At 63.8% G+C, this 21,381-nt stretch carries 17 protein-coding genes; 11 read left to right on the top strand and 6 right to left on the bottom strand.

The window, feature by feature from the left end; genetic code table 11:
- Positions 1–427: 427 nt before the first annotated feature.
- The 7 genes from QYC26_RS16145 to QYC26_RS16115 are packed head-to-tail and all read left to right on the top strand — an operon-like array spanning position 428 to position 9,198.
- Complete coding sequence (locus tag QYC26_RS16145; protein ID WP_317513245.1) at positions 428–2,443, top strand: nucleoside-diphosphate sugar epimerase/dehydratase; 2,016 nt, start codon at positions 428–430, stop codon at positions 2,441–2,443.
- Between the two features lie 12 nt (positions 2,444–2,455).
- The gene (locus tag QYC26_RS16140) at positions 2,456–3,724 is read left to right on the top strand and encodes a DegT/DnrJ/EryC1/StrS family aminotransferase (RefSeq protein WP_317513244.1); all 1,269 of its coding nucleotides are present in this window, start codon (positions 2,456–2,458) and stop codon (positions 3,722–3,724) included.
- Positions 3,725–3,728: 4 nt separating this feature from the next.
- Entirely contained in the window at positions 3,729–4,586 is an 858-nt protein-coding gene (locus tag QYC26_RS16135; protein ID WP_317513243.1) for a sulfotransferase, read from the top strand.
- Positions 4,587–4,591: 5 nt separating this feature from the next.
- On the top strand, positions 4,592–5,884 hold the full coding sequence (locus tag QYC26_RS16130) for an O-antigen ligase family protein (RefSeq protein ID WP_317513242.1): 1,293 nt from the start codon (positions 4,592–4,594) through the stop codon (positions 5,882–5,884).
- Between the two features lie 32 nt (positions 5,885–5,916).
- Positions 5,917–6,483 (top strand): polysaccharide biosynthesis/export family protein, encoded by a 567-nt coding sequence (locus QYC26_RS16125; RefSeq protein WP_317513241.1) that lies wholly within the window; start codon positions 5,917–5,919, stop codon positions 6,481–6,483.
- Between the two features lie 27 nt (positions 6,484–6,510).
- Complete coding sequence (locus QYC26_RS16120) at positions 6,511–7,758, top strand: outer membrane beta-barrel protein (protein WP_317513240.1); 1,248 nt, start codon at positions 6,511–6,513, stop codon at positions 7,756–7,758.
- Positions 7,759–7,803: 45 nt separating this feature from the next.
- A complete protein-coding gene (locus QYC26_RS16115; protein ID WP_317513239.1) occupies positions 7,804–9,198 on the top strand; it encodes a pectate lyase in 1,395 nt (464 codons plus the stop codon).
- A gap of 100 nt (positions 9,199–9,298) precedes the next feature.
- On the opposite strand, the gene QYC26_RS16110 is transcribed toward QYC26_RS16115, so the two are convergent.
- From QYC26_RS16110 to rfbF, 4 genes are read right to left on the bottom strand one after another with little or no spacing between them, the layout of a single operon-like run.
- On the bottom strand, positions 9,299–10,522 hold the full coding sequence (locus tag QYC26_RS16110) for a class I SAM-dependent methyltransferase (protein ID WP_317513238.1): 1,224 nt from the start codon (positions 10,520–10,522) through the stop codon (positions 9,299–9,301).
- Between the two features lie 39 nt (positions 10,523–10,561).
- On the bottom strand, positions 10,562–11,779 hold the full coding sequence (locus tag QYC26_RS16105) for a DegT/DnrJ/EryC1/StrS family aminotransferase (RefSeq protein WP_317513237.1): 1,218 nt from the start codon (positions 11,777–11,779) through the stop codon (positions 10,562–10,564).
- Positions 11,770–12,903, bottom strand: coding sequence for a CDP-glucose 4,6-dehydratase (gene rfbG, locus QYC26_RS16100; protein ID WP_317513236.1), 1,134 nt, complete (start codon positions 12,901–12,903; stop codon positions 11,770–11,772). The genes QYC26_RS16105 and rfbG overlap by 10 nt, the downstream gene beginning before the upstream one ends.
- Positions 12,896–13,705, bottom strand: a complete 810-nt coding sequence (rfbF, locus tag QYC26_RS16095) for a glucose-1-phosphate cytidylyltransferase (protein WP_317513235.1) — start codon at positions 13,703–13,705, stop codon at positions 12,896–12,898. Before rfbF ends, rfbG begins: the two co-directional genes overlap by 8 nt.
- 259 nt (positions 13,706–13,964) lie before the next feature.
- Between rfbF and QYC26_RS16090 the strand changes: the two genes are divergently transcribed.
- On the top strand, positions 13,965–15,131 hold the full coding sequence (locus QYC26_RS16090; protein ID WP_317513234.1) for a glycosyltransferase family 4 protein: 1,167 nt from the start codon (positions 13,965–13,967) through the stop codon (positions 15,129–15,131).
- Here the strand turns inward: QYC26_RS16090 and QYC26_RS16085 are convergent.
- A complete protein-coding gene (locus tag QYC26_RS16085; protein WP_317513233.1) occupies positions 15,078–16,637 on the bottom strand; it encodes a hypothetical protein in 1,560 nt (519 codons plus the stop codon). The genes QYC26_RS16090 and QYC26_RS16085 overlap by 54 nt on opposite strands.
- Before the next feature lie 247 nt (positions 16,638–16,884).
- On the opposite strand from QYC26_RS16085, the gene QYC26_RS16080 reads away from it, so the two are divergent.
- The 3 genes from QYC26_RS16080 (at position 16,885) to QYC26_RS16070 (ending at position 19,674) form a co-directional block, all read left to right on the top strand.
- Positions 16,885–17,898 carry an LLM class flavin-dependent oxidoreductase gene (locus tag QYC26_RS16080; protein ID WP_317513232.1) on the top strand — a complete coding sequence of 338 codons (1,014 nt, stop codon included), beginning with the start codon at positions 16,885–16,887 and terminating at the stop codon, positions 17,896–17,898.
- 111 nt (positions 17,899–18,009) lie between these two features.
- A complete protein-coding gene (locus QYC26_RS16075; RefSeq protein WP_317513231.1) occupies positions 18,010–18,531 on the top strand; it encodes a phosphoribosyltransferase in 522 nt (173 codons plus the stop codon).
- An 84-nt stretch (positions 18,532–18,615) separates the two neighbouring features.
- Positions 18,616–19,674 carry a nitronate monooxygenase gene (locus tag QYC26_RS16070; protein WP_317513230.1) on the top strand — a complete coding sequence of 353 codons (1,059 nt, stop codon included), beginning with the start codon at positions 18,616–18,618 and terminating at the stop codon, positions 19,672–19,674.
- 314 nt (positions 19,675–19,988) lie between these two features.
- Here the strand turns inward: QYC26_RS16070 and QYC26_RS16065 are convergent, their stop codons facing one another.
- Positions 19,989–21,041, bottom strand: a complete 1,053-nt coding sequence (locus QYC26_RS16065; RefSeq protein WP_411197611.1) for an LPO_1073/Vpar_1526 family protein — start codon at positions 21,039–21,041, stop codon at positions 19,989–19,991.
- Between the last annotated feature and the right edge of the window lie 340 nt (positions 21,042–21,381).

Raw genomic sequence — 21,381 nt, 5'->3', positions numbered from 1 at the left:
GCAGCCCGATGCGAAACAACCGGGGCAAAGTCTAAGCAGGAAAACGAGGGCCTGGATGCGATCTTTCGGTCATCATCCTTCCGTGCAGCGCAGCAAAGGACGCCCTGGCCCCGGATGATCGCCCGGATCACCACGCAGAAGCACAGCAAAACGGCGATTATCCGATGAAATATGCCAATCACGGCCGCCCGCAAATGCGCCTGCGCATTCAAAGGAGGGGCATTGCCTACCCCATTTCGCATCGCTCCGAAGAGCGCATTTCCATCCCCCCCCATTTAACTATCCTTGATTGCAGGGCGTATGGAAATTCAGCTCCGCACAGGCGCATTCCAGCATGCGATGACCCCCTTTCGGGATCCGCCATGATCAGGAACGAATGCCGTGCCGGACAAATCCTTGCCTGATGGTGAGGGGGAGAGCGCAACTAGTGATCACCATATCCATTCATCGTTCGTGGCGCAGATATGCGCGCAACGTGGCCGTGATCATGATCGACGCGCTGGCCGCCGGTGCATCGATGGGGGTGGCACTCACCTTGCGCATGAACGGCAACATACCCCGCCATATGGCCGAAGGGCTGGAGTTTGCGATGCCGGTGGCCATATTGGTGGCCGCCGTCATCTTTTATGCAGCCGGGCTGCACCGGCGGATATGGCGCTATCTGGGTATTTCCGATCTCGCCGCGCTGTTCGAAGCAGCGACGGCCGCGATCCTCGTCACCGTGCTGACGCTCATGGTGCTTGGCCGCGCCGACTGGATGCCGGCGTCGGTGCCGATCATCCAGTGGTTCGTCCTTGTCGTCATGCTGGGCGGCGTCCGCCTGATGCGTATCGCGGTGCGCAATGCCTATAACGGCAAGGCCAAGGCGCCTACGCGCGTTGCAACGCCCTCGACAGCGTTGCGCCGCGCGCTCATCGCGGGCCCCGCCGAGCAGGTGGAACTGCTGCTCCGCCAGATCGAACACAGCCCGGGTTCGGGCTATCGGCCGGTCGGCATCCTCGACGATAGCGGACACCATGTCCGCCTGCGGCTGCGCGGCGTGCCAGTGCTCGGTACGTTCGATGCGCTGGAACATGTGGTGAAGCAACTCGACAGCCAGGATGCGCGGCCTGAATGCCTGATCCTGGCGCATGAAAGCGACCGGGCGCTGCCCGCCCATATGGTCGATCTCGTCACCCGCGCGCAGGGGCTAGGCCTGACCGTTGCGCGCACCGGCGCGCCTGCACGGCTCGACAAGAACGGCGCGACGCCGCTGCAGCTGGAACAGGTGGACCTTTCGGTGCTGCTCGGCCGGCCGCAGGCGCAGCTCGACAACAGCGTCGTCACGCGCGTGATCACGGGGCGCAAGGTGCTCGTCACCGGCGCCGGTGGCACGATCGGCCGCGAACTGGTGCACCAGATCGCGGCGCTGGAACCATCGCACCTCGTGCTGCTCGATGCCGGCGAATTCAACCTCTACAGCATCGACTTGGAGATGCAGGAAAATTACCCGCATATCCCGCGCAGTTCGGTGCTGTGCTCGATCCGCCAGCGGGCCAGCGTGATGCAGGCCTTTGCCGAACACCGGCCCGAGCTGGTGTTCCACGCCGCCGCACTGAAGCATGTGCCGCTGGTGGAGACCAACCCCTGCGCGGGCGTGCAGACCAATGTGCTGGGCACGCGCAACGTGGCCGACGCGGCACTGCTCTATGGCGCGCGTGCGGTCGTCCAGGTCTCGAGCGACAAGGCGGTGAACCCCGTCGGCGTGATGGGGGCGACCAAGCGGCTGGGCGAGCTCTATGCCCAGGCGCTCGACCTTGACGGGGCACATAGCGAGCATTCGCCGCGCTTCATGACCGTGCGCTTCGGCAATGTGCTGGGATCGAGCGGGTCGCTTATCCCGCTGTTCCAGCGCCAGCTGGTCCGGCGCTTGCCGCTGACCGTGACGCATCCGGAAATCGAACGCTATTTCATGACGGTGCACGAAGCGGTGCAACTGATCCTGCAGAGCACCGCGAGCGCGCTGGAAGGCCAGATGCGGCGGGGCCGGATCTTCGTGCTCGACATGGGGCAGCCGATCAAGATCATCGACATTGCGCGCCGGATGATCAGCCTGGCCGGGCTGGAGCCCGAAAAGGATGTGCGCATCGATATCGTCGGGCTGCGGCCGGGCGAGAAGCTGTATGAGGAACTGTTCGACCAGAGCGAGAAGCGTCTCCCCTCCTCCGTCCCCGGCGTGTTCGAGGCCGAGCCCCAGGCGATCGCGATCGAAACGCTGCATCATGCGTTCGACGCACTGGCCGAGGCGGCGAGCCGCGGCGACAATGACGCGGTGCTGGCGGGTATCCGCCAGCTGTTGCGACCCGATGCCGACGCGACCGAAGCAATGGATGGGACGGTCGAACCCGCCACCATATCTGCAATGACACGGCCTTCCCCGGCCGGCCTGCCCAACCGGGCATAGGAGGGATCGCATATGGCAGCCTCCACCTTTTCGGAACCGCTTCCCCGCCTCAACCGCACAACCGCCCGGACACGGCGGCGCCAGACCGGCCATCATATCGAGCCGATCCGATCGCGCTGGCCGGTCTATGCGCAGGACGAGATCGATGCGGTGGCCGCAGTTCTGCATTCGGGCCGGGTGAACGCGCTGCACCACGGCGACAATTGCCACCGCTTCGAGAGCGAATTCGCCCAGATGTGCGCGGTGCCGCATGCGATTGCGGTGGCCAATGGCACATTGGCGCTGGAGCTGGCGCTCCGCGCGGTGGGCATCGCGCCGGGCGACGAGGTGATCGTGCCCGCGCGCAGCTTCATGGCGTCGGCAAGCTGCATCGTTGCCGTTGGCGCGGTGCCTGTGTTCGCCGATGTCGATCCCGACACGCAGAACCTGAACGCCGAAACCGTGGCGCAGGCGATGAGCCCCAAGACCCGTGCCGTGATCGCCGTGCATCTGGCCGGCCACCCTTGCGCGATGGACGAGCTGACGGTGCTAACCGAGGCCTATGACATCAAGATCATCGAGGACTGCGCACAGGCGCACGGCGCGCGGTTCAACGGGCGCCCGGTGGGATCGTTCGGCCATGCCGCCGCCTTTTCCTTTTGCACCGACAAGATCATGTCGACGGGCGGCGAAGGCGGGATGCTGCTGCTGCGCGAGGAAGAGGACTGGGCCCGCGCCTGGGCCTATAAGGACCATGGCAAGAACCCGCGCACGATGCCGCAGGCCAGCGGCGGCGGGCGTTTCCTGTGGCTCCATGACAGCTTTGGCAGCAATTTCCGGATGACCGAGATGCAGGCTGCAATCGGGCTGCAACAGCTGCGCAAGCTGCCCGACTGGCTGGAGACGCGGCGGCGGCACGCGGCGATGTTGAACGAGATACTGGCGGGGCAGCGCGCGCTGCGCCTGATCGTTCCCGCCGACGATTGCGAACCCGCTTATTATAAATATTACGCCTTTGTCCGGCCTGAAAGGCTGGCCCCCGGCTGGAGCCGCGACGCGATATTGGAGGCGGCAATTGCCGCAGGGCTGCCGTGCCAGAGCGGATCCTGCCCCGAAATCTACCGCGAACAGGCATGTATTCGCGCCGGATACCGCCCCGAAAGCGTGCTGCGGAGCGCGCGCCAGCTGGGCGAGGAAAGCATCATGATGCCGATCGACCACACGCTGGATGACGACAGCATCCGGACGATGGGCGAAGTGCTGCGATCGGTGCTCGACGCCGCATCGGCAAAGGGGAACTGAAACGATGGCGCCTCCCCCCGCGCGTTTGCCCGATTTCGTGATCATCGGCGCGATCAAGGCCGCGACGACCTGGGTGGCGCACCAGCTGCGCCAGCATCCCGACCTGTACCTGCCCGGCCCCGAGCCGCATTATTTCAGCACCGAATATCATCGCGGCCCCGGCTGGTACGGATCGCTGTTCGCCGCCGCCGCGCCCGCGCAGAAGATCGGCGAGAAATCGGCGGATTATCTGTCCCACCCGCAGGCGCCCGCGCGGCTGGCGATGAAGCTGCCCGAGGCACGGCTGATTGTGCTGCTGCGCAACCCCGTCGACCGGGCCTATTCGGATTATTGCATGTTGTTTCGCCGGGGCACCGTAACGGGCGATCCCGAACGCTATTTGCGGACCGCCAATCCCGAAGACCGGCGGTTTCTGGACAATGGCCTGTATGGCCAGCATCTTGCCCGTTATCTTGATCATTTCCCGCGCGAGCAGATCTGCACGCTGCTGCACGAGGACGTGACCCGCGCGCCCGAACAAGTGATCGCCGCGGTGAGCCAGCATATCGGCGTTCCGCTGACCATGGCCCCGGCCGAGATGGCGACGCGCAAGAACGACAGCACGACGCCGATCCTGCCCCTGCCCGTGCGCCGCGTGGCGCGCCCGTTCAAGCAGATGGTGAGCGAGTACCGCGACCGGCCGTGGTTTCGGGCGATCCGCGACACGATTGCGCGGCCAATCCGCTATCCGCCCCTGTCCGACGACCTGCGCGCGCGGCTGACCGAATATTACTTGAGCGATGTCGAAAATCTCGGGCGGCTGCTGGGCCGCGACCTGACCCCCTGGCTGGTGGCCCCAGAGGCGAGGACGAGCAGGGTCTGAGCGCCATGTATCGCACCATCCCGCCATCCGCCCCCGCCCTGTTATCATGGCAACTGGCGCGCCCGTTCATTCTCGCGGGTGCCTTTTTCTGCCCCTATATCAGTTGGCGCCCCAGCGAGATGCTCTTCACGCTGAGCGACGGGCTGTTCGTGATCGGGATAGCGCTGGTGATATTGGCGCGGCGGATGCCGTTGCAGCCTTTCAACGACTCGACGCCCTTGTGGCTGCTCACCTCGGCGGCGCTGGTGATCGGGCTGTTCATCGGCAGCATGGCGAACGGCGTTCTCGACCGCTGGCTGGTTGCCGGGCTACAATATCTGTTCAGCCTCATCCTTTTGCCGATGATCCTTATGGGCCAGGGCGAACGGCGAACCTATGCGTTGCTGAAAGCGTCGCTTGCCGGGGTGGTGGCGATGGAGTTGTTCGGCGCGGCAGCCTATTTCGTCTATGACGGTTCCTATCTGGAATTGCAGCGTTTTTCGCATGAATTCGTGACCGGCGCGGGGCGGCTGACCGCGTTTCTGGGCGATGCCAACTGGAATGCGGCGGTGATCGCGATGGCGCTGCCCTGCGCGCTCTATCTGCGGCTGAAGCGCCAGATCAGCGCAGCAGCGGCGGGATTTTCCGTGACCATCCTGATCATCGGGATGGTGCTGACGGCGTCGTTCACCGGCACGGTGACGGCGGCGCTGGGCGTGCTGTTCTTCCTCGTCATTGGCAAGGTGCGCCCATCCTTCCATTTCGTGCTGGCGGGGCTGGCCGCGATCACGATCATGTTCAGCATGGGATATGGCCTTCCCAAGGCGTTCGAGAACCGCGTGGCCCCCGCGCTGGAACAAGGCGACCTGCAGCAGGCGGGCACCTTTTCCGACCGGGCCGAGCTGATGCGCGAGGCCTGGGGCATCGTCGAGAACCGCATGGTCGTGGGGCTTGGCGTCGACCAGTATCGCAAGATGAGCAAGGACGGCGCGCCCGTGCACAATATCTATCTGCTGCTCTGGGCGGAGGGCGGCCTGATTTCGCTTTTCGGATGGCTGGGGCTGATGATCCTGCTCGCCGTCCGCGCGATACGGGCGGTGCCGCAGGATCGGCTGGCGGCCGCGCTTGGCCTGTCGGTGCTGCTGACCTTCGTCGCCTTTTCGAACGCCGCGCCGCACATGTACGCCCGCGCGTGGATCGCGCCGCTGCTGTTGGGGATGGCGCCCTGCTTCTACCTCGCAAGACCAGTGGCAATGCCCGAACGGGCATGGCAGCGTTGGTCTGCAGGCGCCCTCTTGTCAAAGCCGCGATTTCGATAGAGATTTTACGTCCGTGGGGAGGTTTGACCGTCATGACCCGCTTTCGCACCGCACTCATTGTGCTCTCGCTTGCCCTGACAACGGGCTGCACCTCGGCCCAGGGCGGCATGTCCGCCCTGCCGACGCTGGCGGCCGGCGAATATCGATTGGGCGCGGGCGATGAGATCCGGGTGACGGTGTACGGGCTGGACCCGATGAACAACAGCTATGTCGTGGGCGATGCCGGCACGATATCAATGCCGCTGATCGAGACGATCGCGGTGGACGGCAAGACCATTCCCGAAGTGGAATCTGCGATCGCCAGCGCGATCAGCGCGCGCCAGCTTGTGGCCCGCGCGCCCAGCGTGAGCGCGCAGATCCAGAAATACCGCCCCTTCTTCATCATGGGAGAAGTCCAGCGGCCGGGGCAATATCCCTATGTGCCCGGGCTGACTGTAAATTCGGCGGTGTCGATTGCTGGCGGATATACGTTTCGGGCCAACACCAAGGCGGTCGTGATCAAGCGCAAGACCAAAACAGGGATGGTGAAGGGCCAGACCGGCCCCGATGGCCAGGTATGGCCCGGTGACACAATCGAGGTATCCGAAAGCTGGTTCTGACAATGGCCAAGGGGGGCCTGGACGACCATGAAAACACGGACAATCTTCAGCCAGGCGACCGCAGCCATTTCCCTCATCGCCATAGGGCTTGCCGGATCGGGCAGCGCGATCGCGCAGGATCGCAACCGCGACCGATCGATCGATAACCTGCCCCGCCCCGGTTATGAACCGCGCAACATCAATATTGGCGGCACGATCCTCGAGCCCACGCTCTCGCTCGACGCGACCTATGACAATAATGTCTATGCGACATCGGCCAATGAAGAGGATGACGCGATCTTCCGGATCGCGCCCAGCCTGCGCGCCAGCCGCGAGATGAGCAAGGTACGGGTGGAGGCGGATGTCTATGCCTCGATCCTGCGCTTTGCCGACCACAAGCGCGAAAATGCCGAAAGTTTCGGCGCAGAGACGAATATCGGCTATATCGGCGACCCGCAGCACACCGCCAATCTTTCGGTGCGTTACGACCGCACCTTCGAGCGCCGCACCGATCCGGAAGCCAACCCCGATCTCAGCCTGAAGCCGTCGAATATCGATGTGGTCGATGCCGAATACAGCTATCGCTACAAGCCCGGCCGGATCGGCGTGGGCGCAAGTGCTGGCATTTCCAAGGTCGACTATCGCTCGGCGCAGGATGCAGACCGCGATCTCACCACCTACCGCGCGGCGATCCGCGGTATTTATCAGCTGTCGGGCAAGGTTGACCTGTTCGTTGAAGGCTATGGCAATTTCCGCGATGCGCGCCTGCCCTTCGACCGCAACGGGATTGACCGCGATACGACGACCTGGGGCGGGACGCTGGGCGCAAGCGTGGCGATTGCCGACCGGCTGACCGGCGAAATGGGTATCGGTTATTTCAACGCCAACCCCGAAGACCCGCGCACGCCCAATTTTTCGGGCGTTTCGGCCAATGGGCGGATCACCTGGCGACCGCGCATCCGCACCGCCGTGTCGCTCGACGTGTTTCGCGGCAATGTGGCAACCATCCGTTCGGGCGCGACCGGGCGTATCGATACGCGCGTCGGGCTGCGGGTGGATCAGGAAGTGCGCCATAACCTGATCGCGCGCGCCGGGGTTTCGATGCGCGACACATCCTATCGCGGCGCGGCGCTGCGTGATCAGACCAACTGGGGCGGCGATGTGGGCGGCGAATGGCTGCTCAACCGCTTTTCGGCGATCACCTTCAACCTCAGCTACATGAAGCGGACCGCCGAGCAGCGGCTGGACAAGTTCGACAAATTCATGGGCACGCTGGGCGTCCGGCTTCGTTTCTGAAGCGCGGGGCGCCGCCACGCCCGATCATGGAGAAGGAAGCGGCGCATGAGCCAGAGCCATTCGGAGCGATCGAAAATTCCCCATGCCCGCAAAATGCGGGCGGTGGCGGCGGGGCTGTTTCTGGGATGCGCTGGCGCGGCGCTCTCGGGATGCTCGGAAAGCGGGACCGTCGAGGCGCTGGCCGCCAACCTCAACAACGCCGCATTCCCCGGCGCCGAGGGCTATGGCAAGGTGGCAACGGGCGGACGCGGCGGACGGATCATCCAGGTGACGACGCTGGCCGATAGCGGGGCGGGTTCGTTGCGCGCGTGCATCGATGCATCGGGCCCGCGCGTCTGCGTGTTTCGCGTGGGCGGGGTGATCCGCTTTACCAATGAGCGCCCGATCATCCGCAATGGCAACCTGACGATCGCGGGGCAGACCGCGCCGGGCGGCGGCATCCTGCTAACCCATGCGGGCGGCAATAACGGGCTGACCCCGTTGGTGGTAAAGAATACGAGCAACGTCATCGTCCGCCATATCCGTGTACGCACCGACCGGCGCGGTACGGACCGGGCGAGCAACAGCGCCTTCATCATCGAAAACAGCTCGAAAGTGGTGCTCGACCATGTCAGCGCATCCTGGGCTCTCGATGAAAATGTCGGCGGCTATGCCACCAATACCGATGTCACCATTTCGTCGTCGATCTTTGCCGAGGGGATTCCGCGGCACGACAAATGCGCGCTGCTGAGCAGCGACCCGCGCGGGCCGCAGCGGCTGAGCTTCATCCGCAACCTGTGCGCGCATAATGGCGACAGGAACCCCGATATCAATTTCATGCCGGGTTCGTGCGTCGAGGTGATCAACAACGTGCTCTACAATGCCAGCGTCGAATTTGCCGAGGTCTGGGAAAGCTATGGCGGAACGCCGGTCAGCATCGTCGGCAATTATTTCAAGGCCGGCCCCAACACCAAGGCGGTGGCCGCGGCGATCACCCGCCAGACGGTGGAGAGCAAGGGCAATGCGCAGGTCTATGTGCTCGACAACCAGCTGGACGGGTTGTTGAGCGCGCAGACGCCCAATGTGGCCCCCATATTGGTGCGCAATCCCACCTGCCCGCTGGCCAGCCCGGTCATGCCGGCAAGCGCCGCCTATACCCAGGTGCTGCAATCCTCGGGCGCGTTCCCCCGCGACAGCGTGGACGAGCGGATCGTGGGCGAAGTGCGCACCCGCACCGGCGCGCAGCGCACCGACCCCGGAATCCTGCCCGTGCTGGCCGCAGGCAGGCCCTATGCCGATGCCGACAAGGACGGAATGTCCGACAGCTGGGAAGTCGCCAACGGCCTGAACCCCGCGCAGAATGACGCCTGGGGCGACAAGGACGGCAATGGCTGGTCGAACCTCGACGACTTCCTGAACTATGCCCATGCGCAGGTGCTGGCAGGGCGTGCGGTGAACTGATGCGTTCAAAGGCGACATGACGCGCGCCTGAGTGTTGCCTTTGCGACAGGCACAAAAAGGGCGGCGGGGATGAACTCCCCCGCCGCCCTTTTTCGTGCGTTCAGCCGACGAGAACGGGCTCTGGCAAGGGCACGAGGAACTTGCCGCCGCGCGCGAGGAAATCGGATTGCTGTTCCTTGATCTCGTCGAAGAAGTTCCATGCGAGGACGAGGAGGATATCGGGCTTTTCAGCCGAGATCGCATCGGTCGAGCGCACCGGGATTTTCATGCCGGGCGAATAGAGATCCTGCTTGAGAGGATTTCTATCGGCAAGGAAATCAAGATGTTCTGGACCGATCTTGAAATAGTTTAGAAGCGTGTTGCCTTTGGCCGGAGCGCCGTATCCAGCGATCTTGAGCCCCTTCGCCTTGAGATCGCCAAGCATGGCGAGCAGATCTTCGCGGACGGTTCCGACCCGGTCGGTAAAACGATCATAGGTCGCGACGTCGAGCATGCCGGCGGCCAGTTCCTCGTCGAGCATCTGCCGGACGATCGAGGTCGGCACATCCTTTTGCGAGCGGCGGCGCATGAAGACGCGCATCGAGCCACCATGGACCCAGAGCCGGGTGACATCGGTGACCTGCATGTCGAAAAAGCCGCCGAGCTTGACCAGCGACAACAGGCTGAATTCGGACAGATGTTCCTGATAGACGGTGTCGAATTCGTTGCGATCGAGCAGATCCTTGGCCCAGGGCAATTCGAGCACGAAGGTGCCGTCATCGGCGAGGAGGACATCGACGCCCTTCATGAAATCATGGAGATCGCCGATATGGTTGAAGGTGTTCGTCGTGACGATCACCTTGGCCTGCCCACGCGACTGAAGCAGATCCTGCGCGGTTTCGGGGCCGAAATAGGCGAGATGCACGTCAACGCCGCGATCGCGCGCCATTTCGGCGATGTTCGCCGCCGGATCGACCCCGAGCGTCGCGCAGCCGAGCGCGTTGCACGCCATGAGCAACAGCCCGTCATTACAGCCGATATCGACGATGAGCCCATCCCCCGCCCGTTCGCTGAGCGCGGCGGCAAGCCCCTCGAAATGCGAATGCATCGAGGCGGCTGCGGACGGAATGTAGAGATAGTGGCGGAAGAAATCGGCCGGGATCTGATCGGCGACCTGGATGAGCCCGCATTTCAGGCAGACCTGGGTGTTGAGCGGGAAAGCGGGCTGCGCCTCGCCAAGCTCTTCGGGCCGGACGAACATGTTGGCGGGCGGATGATCGCCGAGCGGCAGGAAGAGATGCGGATCGGGCGCAAGGCAGGCGCGGCAGTGATCGAGTGTGGTCATGTCTCTCTCCCCCATCAAAATATTTGGGCGTGGGTTGGGTCAGCCATTCACGGCGCTTCGTTCGTCCCCGCTGAACCGGGCGGCGAATTCCTCGAAACAGGCGTGCATGAAATCGATCTGGGCGTCTTCGAGCCCGTGGTGGCAGGCGAGCAGGATGCCGCCGCGCATGACATCATCCGCCACGGGATAGCCGCCGGGCGCGACATGCGTCCTGACCTGCCGCATCGCGGGCTGGCGCAGGATATTGCCGGTGAAGACCGGGCGGGTCTGGACGTCGCGTTCCTCGAAATGGATCTGGAGCTCGCGCCGGGTGAACGGGGCGTCGGCGCGCACGGTGAGCGGGAAAGCGAGCCAGCCGGTGCGCGATTGCGGCATTTGGCGGGGCAGCACGAACCAGTGTGCATAGCGTTCGAAGAATGCATATTGCCGGGCGAAATTATGCTCGCGCGCGGCGATATTCTGCTGGAGCTTGCCGAGCTGGACGAGCCCGAAGGCGGCGCCCATTTCCGAAGGCTCGAAATTATGGCCAAGCTCCTCGAACAGGAATTTGGCGTCATATTCGATCCCGTCGAGCGAAACACTGAAGCGGTTTTCGATCGTTTCGGAATCGACGAAGAGTGAGGAGGACCGGCCCCAGCTGCGCAAGAGCAGCGCCCGTCGGGCAATCTCGTCATCGGCGATGCAGATCATCCCGCCATTGCCGCCCGCGTTGATGACGTGCGAGCCATAAAAGCTGGTGGTGCTGATATGCGACCGCGCGCCCGTGCTCTTGCCGCGCAGCGTGGCGCCAAGCGTATCGGCGCTGTCCTCCACCACCATCAGGCCGTGCGCATCGGCGATGGCGCGGATACGATCCCAATCGGGCAGGTTGCCGATGAGCGAGGGGATCATCATCGCGCGGGTATTGGGCGTGATCATCGCCTCGATCGCGTCGACATCGATATTATACGTCCCCTCCGCCGCGTCGACAAAGGCGGGGACGAGCCCGTTGCGCACGATGGGGGCGACCGTGGTCGCGAAGGTGAGCGCGGGGGTGATCACCTCGCTGCCCGCCGGAAGGCCCAGAAGCTCGATCGCGAGATAATTGGCCGAGGAGCCCGAATTGACCATGACGCCGTGCGGTTTGTCGAACAGCGCGGCCACCCCGGCTTCCATCGCGCGGACGTTGCGGCCCATCTGGGTTGAATTGCGCAGCACCTCGACAACGGCGGCGATCTCTTCCTCGCCGTGGACGGTCTGGCCATAATTCACGCGCATTGCCGCGTTCCTCCCTCAAGCGATTGATGCTGGATGTCGGGGGCCCCGCACCCCGAAAATTGTGCGATCTGCGCCAGGCTGAGCGCGCGCAGATTACTGTCGCCCGACGCATAAGCGCGGTACCACGCGGCGGTCATGGCCACGGCTTCGGCATTGGAGAGCCGGGGCCGCCAGCCGAGCCGGGCCTGCGCCCTGCTGCTGTCGAGCGTGAGCATCGCCGCCTCGTGCGGGCCGCTGCCGGGATCGGCCATGGCGAGTTCAGGGGCGTCGGTGCCCCAGCATTCGACCAGCCCGCGCGCCAGCGTCTCGACATCGATGAATGCGCTTTGATCGGGCCCGAAATTCCACGCATCGGCGAAATCCGCGCCATCGGGGGCCAGCAGCCGCGCGGCGAGCGCGAGATAGCCCGACAGCGGTTCGAGCACATGCTGCCACGGCCGAACGCTGTGCGGATTGCGGATGACGACGGGGCACCCCGCGATCGCCGCGCGGATGATATCGGGCACCAGCCGATCAACCGCCCAGTCGCCCCCGCCAAAGACATTGCCCGCGCGCACCGTTGCCAGCCGGGGGCCATCGGGAGCCGAGAAGAAGGAGCGGCGATAGGCGGCGGCGACGATCTCGGTACAGCCCTTGGACGCGCTATAGGGATCGGCGCCGCCCAGCGGATCGGTTTCGCGGTAGGGCCAGACCCATTCGCGGTTTTCATAGCATTTGTCGCTGGTGACGACGAGGATCGCCTTGAGCGAGGGCATGGCGCGCGCGGCTTCAAGCACCACGGCGGTGCCGACGACATTGGTGTGAAAGGTTTCGACCGGCGCGGCATAGGAGGGCCGCACCAGCGCCTGCGCCGCCATGTGGATGAGAATTTCGGGTTCCGCGCCCACGCAGGCCGCAGCGAATTGTTCGGCCGAGCGGATATCGGCGATGCGGTGATCGACCAGCCGGTCCAGCCCGACACTGGCGAAGAAGGACGGCCCCGCAGGCGGGGCGAGCGCGATACCCGTCACCCGCGCGCCGAGCGATGCGAGCCAGAGGCTGAGCCACCCGCCCTTGAAGCCGCTATGCCCCGTGACGACGATGTTCTTTCCGCGAAACGCGCCGGAAAATGTAGCGTCATGCATGGATATAGTGCGCCGATGCCGGAACTTTTGTGTCGTGAAAATGGAGCCAGGGCGGCGCGCCCTTTTCGGCCAGCCCCTCCAGCGTATCGCGATCGCGCACCGTATCCATCGGGTGCCAGAAGCCCTTGTGCTTATAGGCAAAAAGCTGACCATCCTGCGCCAGCCGACCGAGTGGCCCCTGTTCCAACGGTTCCTCGTCCCCCTGCAGATAATCGAGCACGCCGGGTTCGAAGACGAAGAAGCCGCCATTGATCCAGGTTTCGTATTTCTGGACCTTTTCGGTGAACTCGACGACCTGATTGCCCTGAAGCTCGAGATTGCCGAAGCGCGCGGGCGGCTGCACCGCGGTGACCGTGGCGAGCCCGCCATGGGCGCGGTGAAAGGCGAGCAGCGCATCGATATCGACATTGCCGACGCCATCCGAATAGGTGACCATGAAGGTCTCGTTATCCAGCCAGTCGCGCAGGCGGCGCAGGCGGCCGCCCGTCATCGTCAACTGGCCGGTATCGACGACCGAGACGTTCCAGTCGATCGACTGGGTGGGCCGCAGCGTCATCCCGCCATTGCCGAGCGCGACCGTGAAATCATTCGTCAGCAGATGAAGTTCGTGAAAGAAGCTTTTGATAAGCATGCATTTATACCCGCATGCCACGATGAAATCATGATGCCCCCAATGGCTGTAGATATCCATGACATGGAGCATGATCGGCCGCCCGGCGACCTCGACCATCGGCTTTGGAATGCGGCTCGTTTCCTCAGCAAGCCGTGAACCGAGCCCGCCCGCCAGAAGTACCGTCTTCATCTGGGATGCCCCCTTCTCCATGCCGGCTCGGCCCCGTTCGGGACCGGCGATCCGGCTTCGGAAGACATCCTACATCCCAACCACCCCGACCGGACGGGCGCAGGAGAGGTACGCAAGGGGAGCTATCAACTATGGGGGGCACCTCCCCCCTTGGTTTGCGTGGGGATTTTTACCTCGGAGATTGGCAAATTTGACTGTCTTTAAGGATTACGTCGCAAGGCGCGCTTGTTTGACAGCGCGCCGTGCATAGTTTTGCGCCATGCGGATCGCTTTCGTACTGGCCGGCCTTGGCGCCGGGGGCGCCGAACGCGTGGTCAGCCTGATCGCATCCAGATGGGTGGAATGGGGCTGGCAGGTCAGCGTCATCGCTTTCGATGCCCCGCAGGACCCGGTTTTCCACGCCTTTGCGCCTGGGGTGGAGTTTATCCGCCTCGCCATTCCGAGCAGCGGCCTGGGTGCGGTGATCGGGCGCGCGCAGCAGCTGCGCGCCGCGCTGAACCGCTTGTCCCCCGATGTGACGATTTCCTTCCTGACCAAGATCAATGCGCTGACGCTGCTCGCCACGCTGGGCACGGGGCTGCGCGTGATCGTATCCGAACGGAACAATGCGCGGCTGCAGGCGGTGAACCCGGCGTGGAAGATCGCGCTGGCGCTGCTGTATCGCCGCGCGCGGCAGATCGTGATCCAGACCGAGGCGAGCCGCGCCGCGCTGCCCGCGCCCGACCGATTGCGCGCGACGACCATTCCCAACCCCGTGTTGACCCCAGTGGCGACCATCCCTGCCCCCGCCGATCCGCCGCCGATCATCACCGCAGTGGGCCGGCTGACGCATCAAAAGGGGTTCGACCGGCTGATCGACGCCTTTGCCCGGATTGCGCAGCGCCATCCCGCGTGGCGGCTTGTCATCTGGGGTGAAGGCCCGGCGCGCGCCAAATTGGTCGCTCATGCGGCGTCGCTGGGGCTGGCCGAGCGCATCGCGTTTCCGGGCTTGAGCCCGACACCTGGCGACTGGGTGCACCAGAGCGGGCTCTTCGTACTGCCTTCTCGCTTCGAAGGCTTTCCCAATGTGCTGGCGGAGGCGATGGCGGCGGGGCTGCCCGCAATCGCCTTTGACTGCGACTATGGCCCCGCCGAGATGATCACGCACGGCGAGGATGGGCTGCTCGTCCCCCAGAACAGCGTCGCCGGACTGAGCCGCGCGATCGATGCGCTGCTGTCTGCCCCCGAGCAGCGCCGCGCGCTGGGCATGGCGGCGCGCCGGTCGATCACCAAATTCGCGATGGACCCGATCATCGAGCGCTGGACCAATTTGGTGATCACGCCCGATTTTCCCGATGGCACACCGCCAGCCACGCGGCGCGCGGCGCAAGGCTCAGTTGTCGGGCGTGACGACCGCGGCGCCGTCCGAGCGGACATAGAGGCGTAGATCGCCCTCGCGTGCGCGGGCCCCCGGAAACACCACCTCGCGATAGCCGCGCGCCTGAGCATAGCGGGTAAAGCCGTCATCCAGCTCCCCCTCAAGCCCGACGAGAATGGCGGCGGGCGGATCAGCATCGAGGAGCGCGGGCAGCCCTTGGGGTGAGACGGCGGCATAATGGCGGCGCTGCTCCGCCGGGATGCTCGCGGCGACGCGGTAGACAAAGGGGCCGGCCGAAAGTTCACGGTAGATGGGGCGGCCGCCCTCGAGCGCATAGAGCGGGGCTAGCGTTGCGATCCGGGTGCCTTCATCCCCGCTCAATTGCGCAATCTGGGCGGCGGCGGCGTGGATGCGCAGGCCCGTCCACTGCGCGGGGCGCACGAGATCGAAGAGCGAGGGCGCAAGGCGCGATGCGCCGCCGACCATGCCGAGCAGCCCGAGCGCGACGAGCAGCGGCACCATCATCCGCCGGGGCGCCACCGGGAGCGGCGCAAAGGCGAGGATGAAGAGCAGCAGGATGAAGGCGATGGGCGGGACGTAATAATGCGGGAACGCCGGGGTGGGCACGAAGGAGACCGCCATGCCGGCAAGGACGAGCGCGAGCGCAACCCAGATCGGCCAGGGCTGGCGCCAGCCCCCCGCCCCCGCAAGACCGCGCGCGAGGAGGAAGGCGAGCGCACCGGTGAGCGCGAGGAGGATGTTGCCCGAAAGCCATATCCCCTCGGCAAGAATTACCTTGCCGGCGATCCCCATCACCTTGGGAACATCGAGCCCCTGCCAATGCGCGACGTGGAGATCGGTGAAATAATACAGCGTGTGCGCGAAGAAGCCCGCGGGATCGGAGAGGAGATAATAAAGCGTGGGCAGCGCGCCGATCCCCCCGCCCAGCGCAAGCGGCAGGGTGACGAGGAGGAGGCGACGGGGCAGCGAAAGCCCGCTTGGGACGAAGAGCGAGGCGACCGCAAAGGGGATCGCCAGAAAGACGTAATTGGCCTTGAACCCGATCGCGAGCGAGAGGAGCAGCCCGCCGAGCGCGACAAGGCCGGGGCGCAAGGGCGCCGCCTCCACCCCGCGCAGAAAGGCGTAGAAGCCCCAGAGCGCGAAGGTCATCGGCGCGAAATTGTTGCTGGCGAGCACCCCCGGCGAACCGAGCAGCGTGGCATTGCCGAACAGCAGGATGATGGCGACGAGCCCGACGAGCCGGCTGCGCGCATGATCGCGCGCGATGCACCAGAGCGCCGCCCCCGCCGCGAGCCAGAAAGTGAAGGTGAGCAGCCGCGCGACGAGGAGATAATGGTCGGTTCCCGTCAGCTGGAATACGCCGCTCAGCAGCCAGGGATAGTTGGGCAGATGGTTGAAACCGAGATCGGCATAGAGCCGCCCGTCGGAGAGCAGGATGCCCGCCGCCATGAAGAGCTGTTCGTCATGCTGGAGCGGATAGGCCATGATCCGCCCGAACAGCGCGAGCGCCATCACGACAAGCGCGGCGGAGAGCAGCGCATTGACGCGCGCCACCACCCCCTCCCCGGCCCTGCGCCCCGCCATAGGCGGCCTGCGCCATGGCCAGCCGGCCGCGGCCCGGCGATGGTTGCTGGCGATATCCATGGCTGTCCCCTGTCTGGCCCTGTCTGGCATCACCGCCAAGATGGCATGGGGAGAAACGGGGCGACATTGCGCAACCGCATGAGCGCGGCGGCAAAAGGGGGTATAATGCGCAGCCCAGCGGCTTGCCCCTAGGCCCTTGGCTCTCCATATTCGCGCCATGACGGCATTATCCATTCTCGATGTATCGACCATCGCCGAGGGCAGCACCGCTGGCGTTGCGCTCAACAACTCGCTCGACATGGCGCGCCACGGCGAAAAGCTGGGTTACAAGCGCTTCTGGATGGCCGAGCATCACGGCATGCACGGGATTGCGAGCGCGGCGACCGCAGTGGCGCTGGCGCATGTTGCGGCGGGGACATCGACCATCCGGATCGGCGCGGGCGGGATCATGCTGCCCAATCATTCGCCGCTGGTGATCGCCGAGCAGTTCGGCACGCTCCATGCTCTGCATCCGGGGCGGATCGACCTTGGGCTGGGCCGCGCGCCGGGATCGGACATGCGCGTCGCGCGCGCGCTGCGCCGCAACCTCGACACCGATCCGCACCAATTCCCGCGCGATGTGGTGGAGCTGCAGGCCTATTTCGCCGCCAACCCGGAACTGGGCATCCACGCCGTGCCCGGCGCGGGCGAGAATGTGCCGCTCTATATCCTCGGATCGAGCCTGTTTGGCGCGCATCTGGCGGCGGCGCTTGGCCTGCCTTATGCCTTTGCCTCGCATTTCGCGCCCGCGCAGCTCGACGAGGCGATCGCCGTCTATCGCAGCCAGTTCACCCCCTCTGCCCAGCTTTCGCGCCCCTATGTGATCGCCGGGTACAACGTCTATGCCGCCGAAACCGACGCCGAGGCCGAGCTGCTCGCCACATCGGTCCAGCAGATCTATGTCGCGCTGCGCACCGGCGAGCCGCGCCAGCTGCCGCCGCCCGTGCCCAATTACCGCGCGACGCTGCCGCCCCCCTCGGTCGCGCTGCTCGATCATATGCTGAATGCCTCGGCCGTGGGCAGCCCCGAGACGATCCGCCGGCAGATGGGTGCCTTTATCGAACGCACGCAGGCCGACGAACTGATCATCGCGTGCCAGATGTTCGACCATGAGGCGCGCAAGCGTTCCTACGAGATCACGATCGAGGCGCGCGATGCGCTTGCCAGCGCCCCGGCCATGGCAACTAATTGAGGAAATTCATAACTTTGATCGCTTTTACAAATCATTAATAATTAGCTTGCAGCGCGAGAGAAATCGGATAGCAGCACCTGCGACCAGATATTTGCCAAGGCAGCCAAAGCCATGACAACACCGATATTGACGCCGATCCTGCAGGAAGAGTTCGTAAGCGGTATCCACACCCTTGCCGCAAAGGTGCGGGCGAGCGGATGGATTCCGGATTTCATCATCGGGATCGGCCGTGGGGGCCTGGTTCCGGGGGTGTATCTTTCGCATGCGATGGATGTGCGGATGCTTTCCATCGACTATTCCTCGAAAATCTATGGCTTTGGCGAGCAGTTGCTGGCCGAGGTCGCGCTCCGCTCGGCTTCGGGGGAGAAGGTGCTGCTGGTCGACGACATCAACGACAGCGGCAACACGATCTGCGTGCTGCGCGAGGCGATCGAAGCGGCGGGCGGCGATCTTAGCAACGTCCGCGTCGCGGTGATGATCAACAATGTCAGCTCGATCGAGCAGGTCGATTATTCGGTACAGACGATCGACCGCAAAGTGACCAAGGACTGGTTCGTCTTTCCGTGGGAAGCCGTCGGCACCCAGGAGCATATCGAACGCGACGCCGCCGAGGAACCCAGCCGCACCGCATGAGGCGCGCGCGCTTCGCCGCGTTTACACCTTGGGCTGCCATCCCCATAACCGGGGCGATCCCCCATTGATGGATGCGGCGCCCCTATGTCCTTTACCGAGCGGTTCGACCTTGCCCTGCCCCTGATCCAGGCGCCGATGGCGGGGGTATCGACACCCCGGATGGCGGCTGCGGTGTGCGAGGCCGGCGGGCTTGGCTCGATCGCGGTCGGCGCGACCGATGCGGCGGGCGCGCGCGCGATGATCGAGGACGTGCGCGGGCGCACGGCGCGGGCGTTCAACGTCAATCTGTTCGCCCATGGCACCGCGAGGGCGGATCCCGTGCGCGAGGCCGCATGGCTCGAATGGCTCGCGCCGCGGTTCGCCGAATTCGGCGCCGAACCGCCCGCGCAGTTGCGCACCATCTACAAGAGCTTTGCCGACGACCCCGACATGCTCGCGCTGCTCATCGAACTGGCGCCGCCCGTCGTCAGCTTTCATTTCGGACTGCCCCCCGCTGAAGCACTGGCGGCGCTCCGCGCGCGGGGCATCTATCTGATGGCGACCGCGACCAGCCTTGCGGAAGCACGGGCGATCGAGGCGGCGGGGATCGACGCCGTCGTCGCGCAGGGGATCGAGGCGGGCGGCCACCGGGGCGTTTTCGATCCAAACGCACCCGACGATGCGCTTGGCAGCTTCGCACTAACCCGGCTGCTGGTGCGCGAGGCCGGATTGCCCGTGATTGCTGCGGGCGGGATCATGGACGGGGCCGGGATTGCCGCCGCGCGCAATCTCGGCGCGGTTGCGGCGCAGCTCGGCACCGCGTTCATCGCCTGCCCGGAATCGGCGGCGGACGATGGCTATCGCGCCGCGCTGACGGGGCCAGCCGCGTATCACACGGTGCTGACGCCGCTCATTTCGGGCCGCCCGGCGCGCGCGCTTCCCAACCGCTTCACCGCGCTCGCCGCCCCATACGGCGGGCGAACCCCGCCCGATTATCCCATCGCCTATGATGCTGGAAAGGCGCTCCACGCCGCCGCCAGGGCGCGCGGCGAACACCGCTTTGGCGCGCATTGGGCCGGACAAGGCGCCCCCCTCGCCCGCAATATGCCCGCCGCCGAACTGGTGCAGACGCTGCGGCGGGAGTTTGAGGGATGTGGGGGGTGAGTGGCTATGTTGTGCAAGAAGCGGGTAGACTTGAACCACCCAGACGGCTTTAAACGGCCCGATAGAAAACGACCAATTTTGGCTGCCTGACAGCATGAAGCACAATGTCCACTATGCGCCCTTGTCAGTCGCTCAAGACGGCATCTGACGATCCAGGAAGCCGCCTGTCCGGTAAGGTAGCCGAAATGATCGGCCACCAACTGGGATGAGTGGGTGCGGCCAGCTAGGTTGTGACGACCGCAAGCGTGGATCTGACCTCGCCGCACTATGACGAGAATTACAGGTTATGAATTGTTGAATCCGCCACTTTCCGCTCACTTGATCCAAATACTGAGATCTGGTGTTCCGAAATCGGGGATTTGCGTCAATCTAGCATGACCGATGACTTGACCAAGTGTAGTGAGATCAAGCGACTTCAACGGAGTGGAATGCCACTTGCCGATGACTTCCTCAATTCGAGGGCATAGCGGCTTCAACTTCTGTACGATAGCAGCATCGTCAGCTAGATCTGCGATGGCCTGGGCCCATACATGCTGAACGTTTTCCTCGCTAACTGATGGCGGCCGTTGGATACTCAATAAGACTTCCAAGGACATCGCCCGAGGTTGGTAGCATGCTGGGTTGAATACAGATGGAACCAGCAGCGACTTAATATCCGGCGATGTCTCCCCAACGATTTTATCGACCTGTTCAGCACTAAAACCCTTCATGAAGAGGCCTGGATAAACGTTCTTCCAAATCTGAAGAAGACCAATTTCCCCTATGGATATCGTGGCACACCTTTGTGCCACCAAATATTCGTAGGACTGTTGATCAGTCTCTAAATCATCCAATAATTCATCTATATATGAATTCAAATGCGCGCAGAATGAGGTTAAATTATTGACTCGAAAATTCTGCGTAAACCTCGAAAAAAATACGAATGCAAGTTCGCTTATTTCATTTCTAGTGAGCCGCGATATAATTGTAATCGCCTCATTTATTGCAAAAGCGCGGCGTGATCCGGTGCCCTCACTCGACCTTTTGGCGATGAGATCAACCAAGGTTCCATGCGTTTCCGTATCGCCCGTTCGGGCATAGGCGCGTTGTGCCTCAATGACAACGTGCTGGAAGTCAGGATCAGAAAAGGCCTCTCTCTTGCTTGCAGCATCCTCGTCGAAACGCTTCATTATGCTTTCTTCGAACGCTTTAAGTCTGACCTCCATCACGGCTGCAGCGGTTGCTGCTAACTTCGGCATCTGGTCGGCCAACGACTCCACAATAGTCCGCACATCTTCGGAACTAAGGCCTTGATGAATAATGGTGTCCCGCTGACTCTGAATAGCGGTAGCCCCTTCCCCCACCCTCTGATCTTGCCGTGAGCTCATTTGATACGATCGACCTTCGTGTCCCGGCCTGATTGGATCGAAATTGATCCTTTAGCGGTTCGCTGTCGCTGACTGACATGGCGACGATTTATAACCGCCGCGCCAACGCGGATACTGATTATAGCCACAATCAAAGCCGCCACACCGATAACGATCTGCCATTGCCCTTCTGTCATACCCTCTGCCCTTTGCTTGCTGAGAATTCATATGCACGCGCCGTTGTTAGCAGCAAATGCAATTAGTCCCTTAAGTGAATTGGGGGCAGTTTCGGTCTCGGCGCGAAGAGACGGAATGGCTAGAGTGTAGATGCTTTCCGAACGGCAGAAAATCTCGTTAGTCG

Origin of the sequence: Sphingomonas sp. C3-2, from assembly GCF_033025475.1 — a bacterium.
Lineage (GTDB): Bacteria > Pseudomonadota > Alphaproteobacteria > Sphingomonadales > Sphingomonadaceae > Sphingobium_A.
The sequence above is the reverse complement of the archived record's forward strand: the minus strand, read 5'-3'. Positions and strand labels throughout refer to the sequence as shown.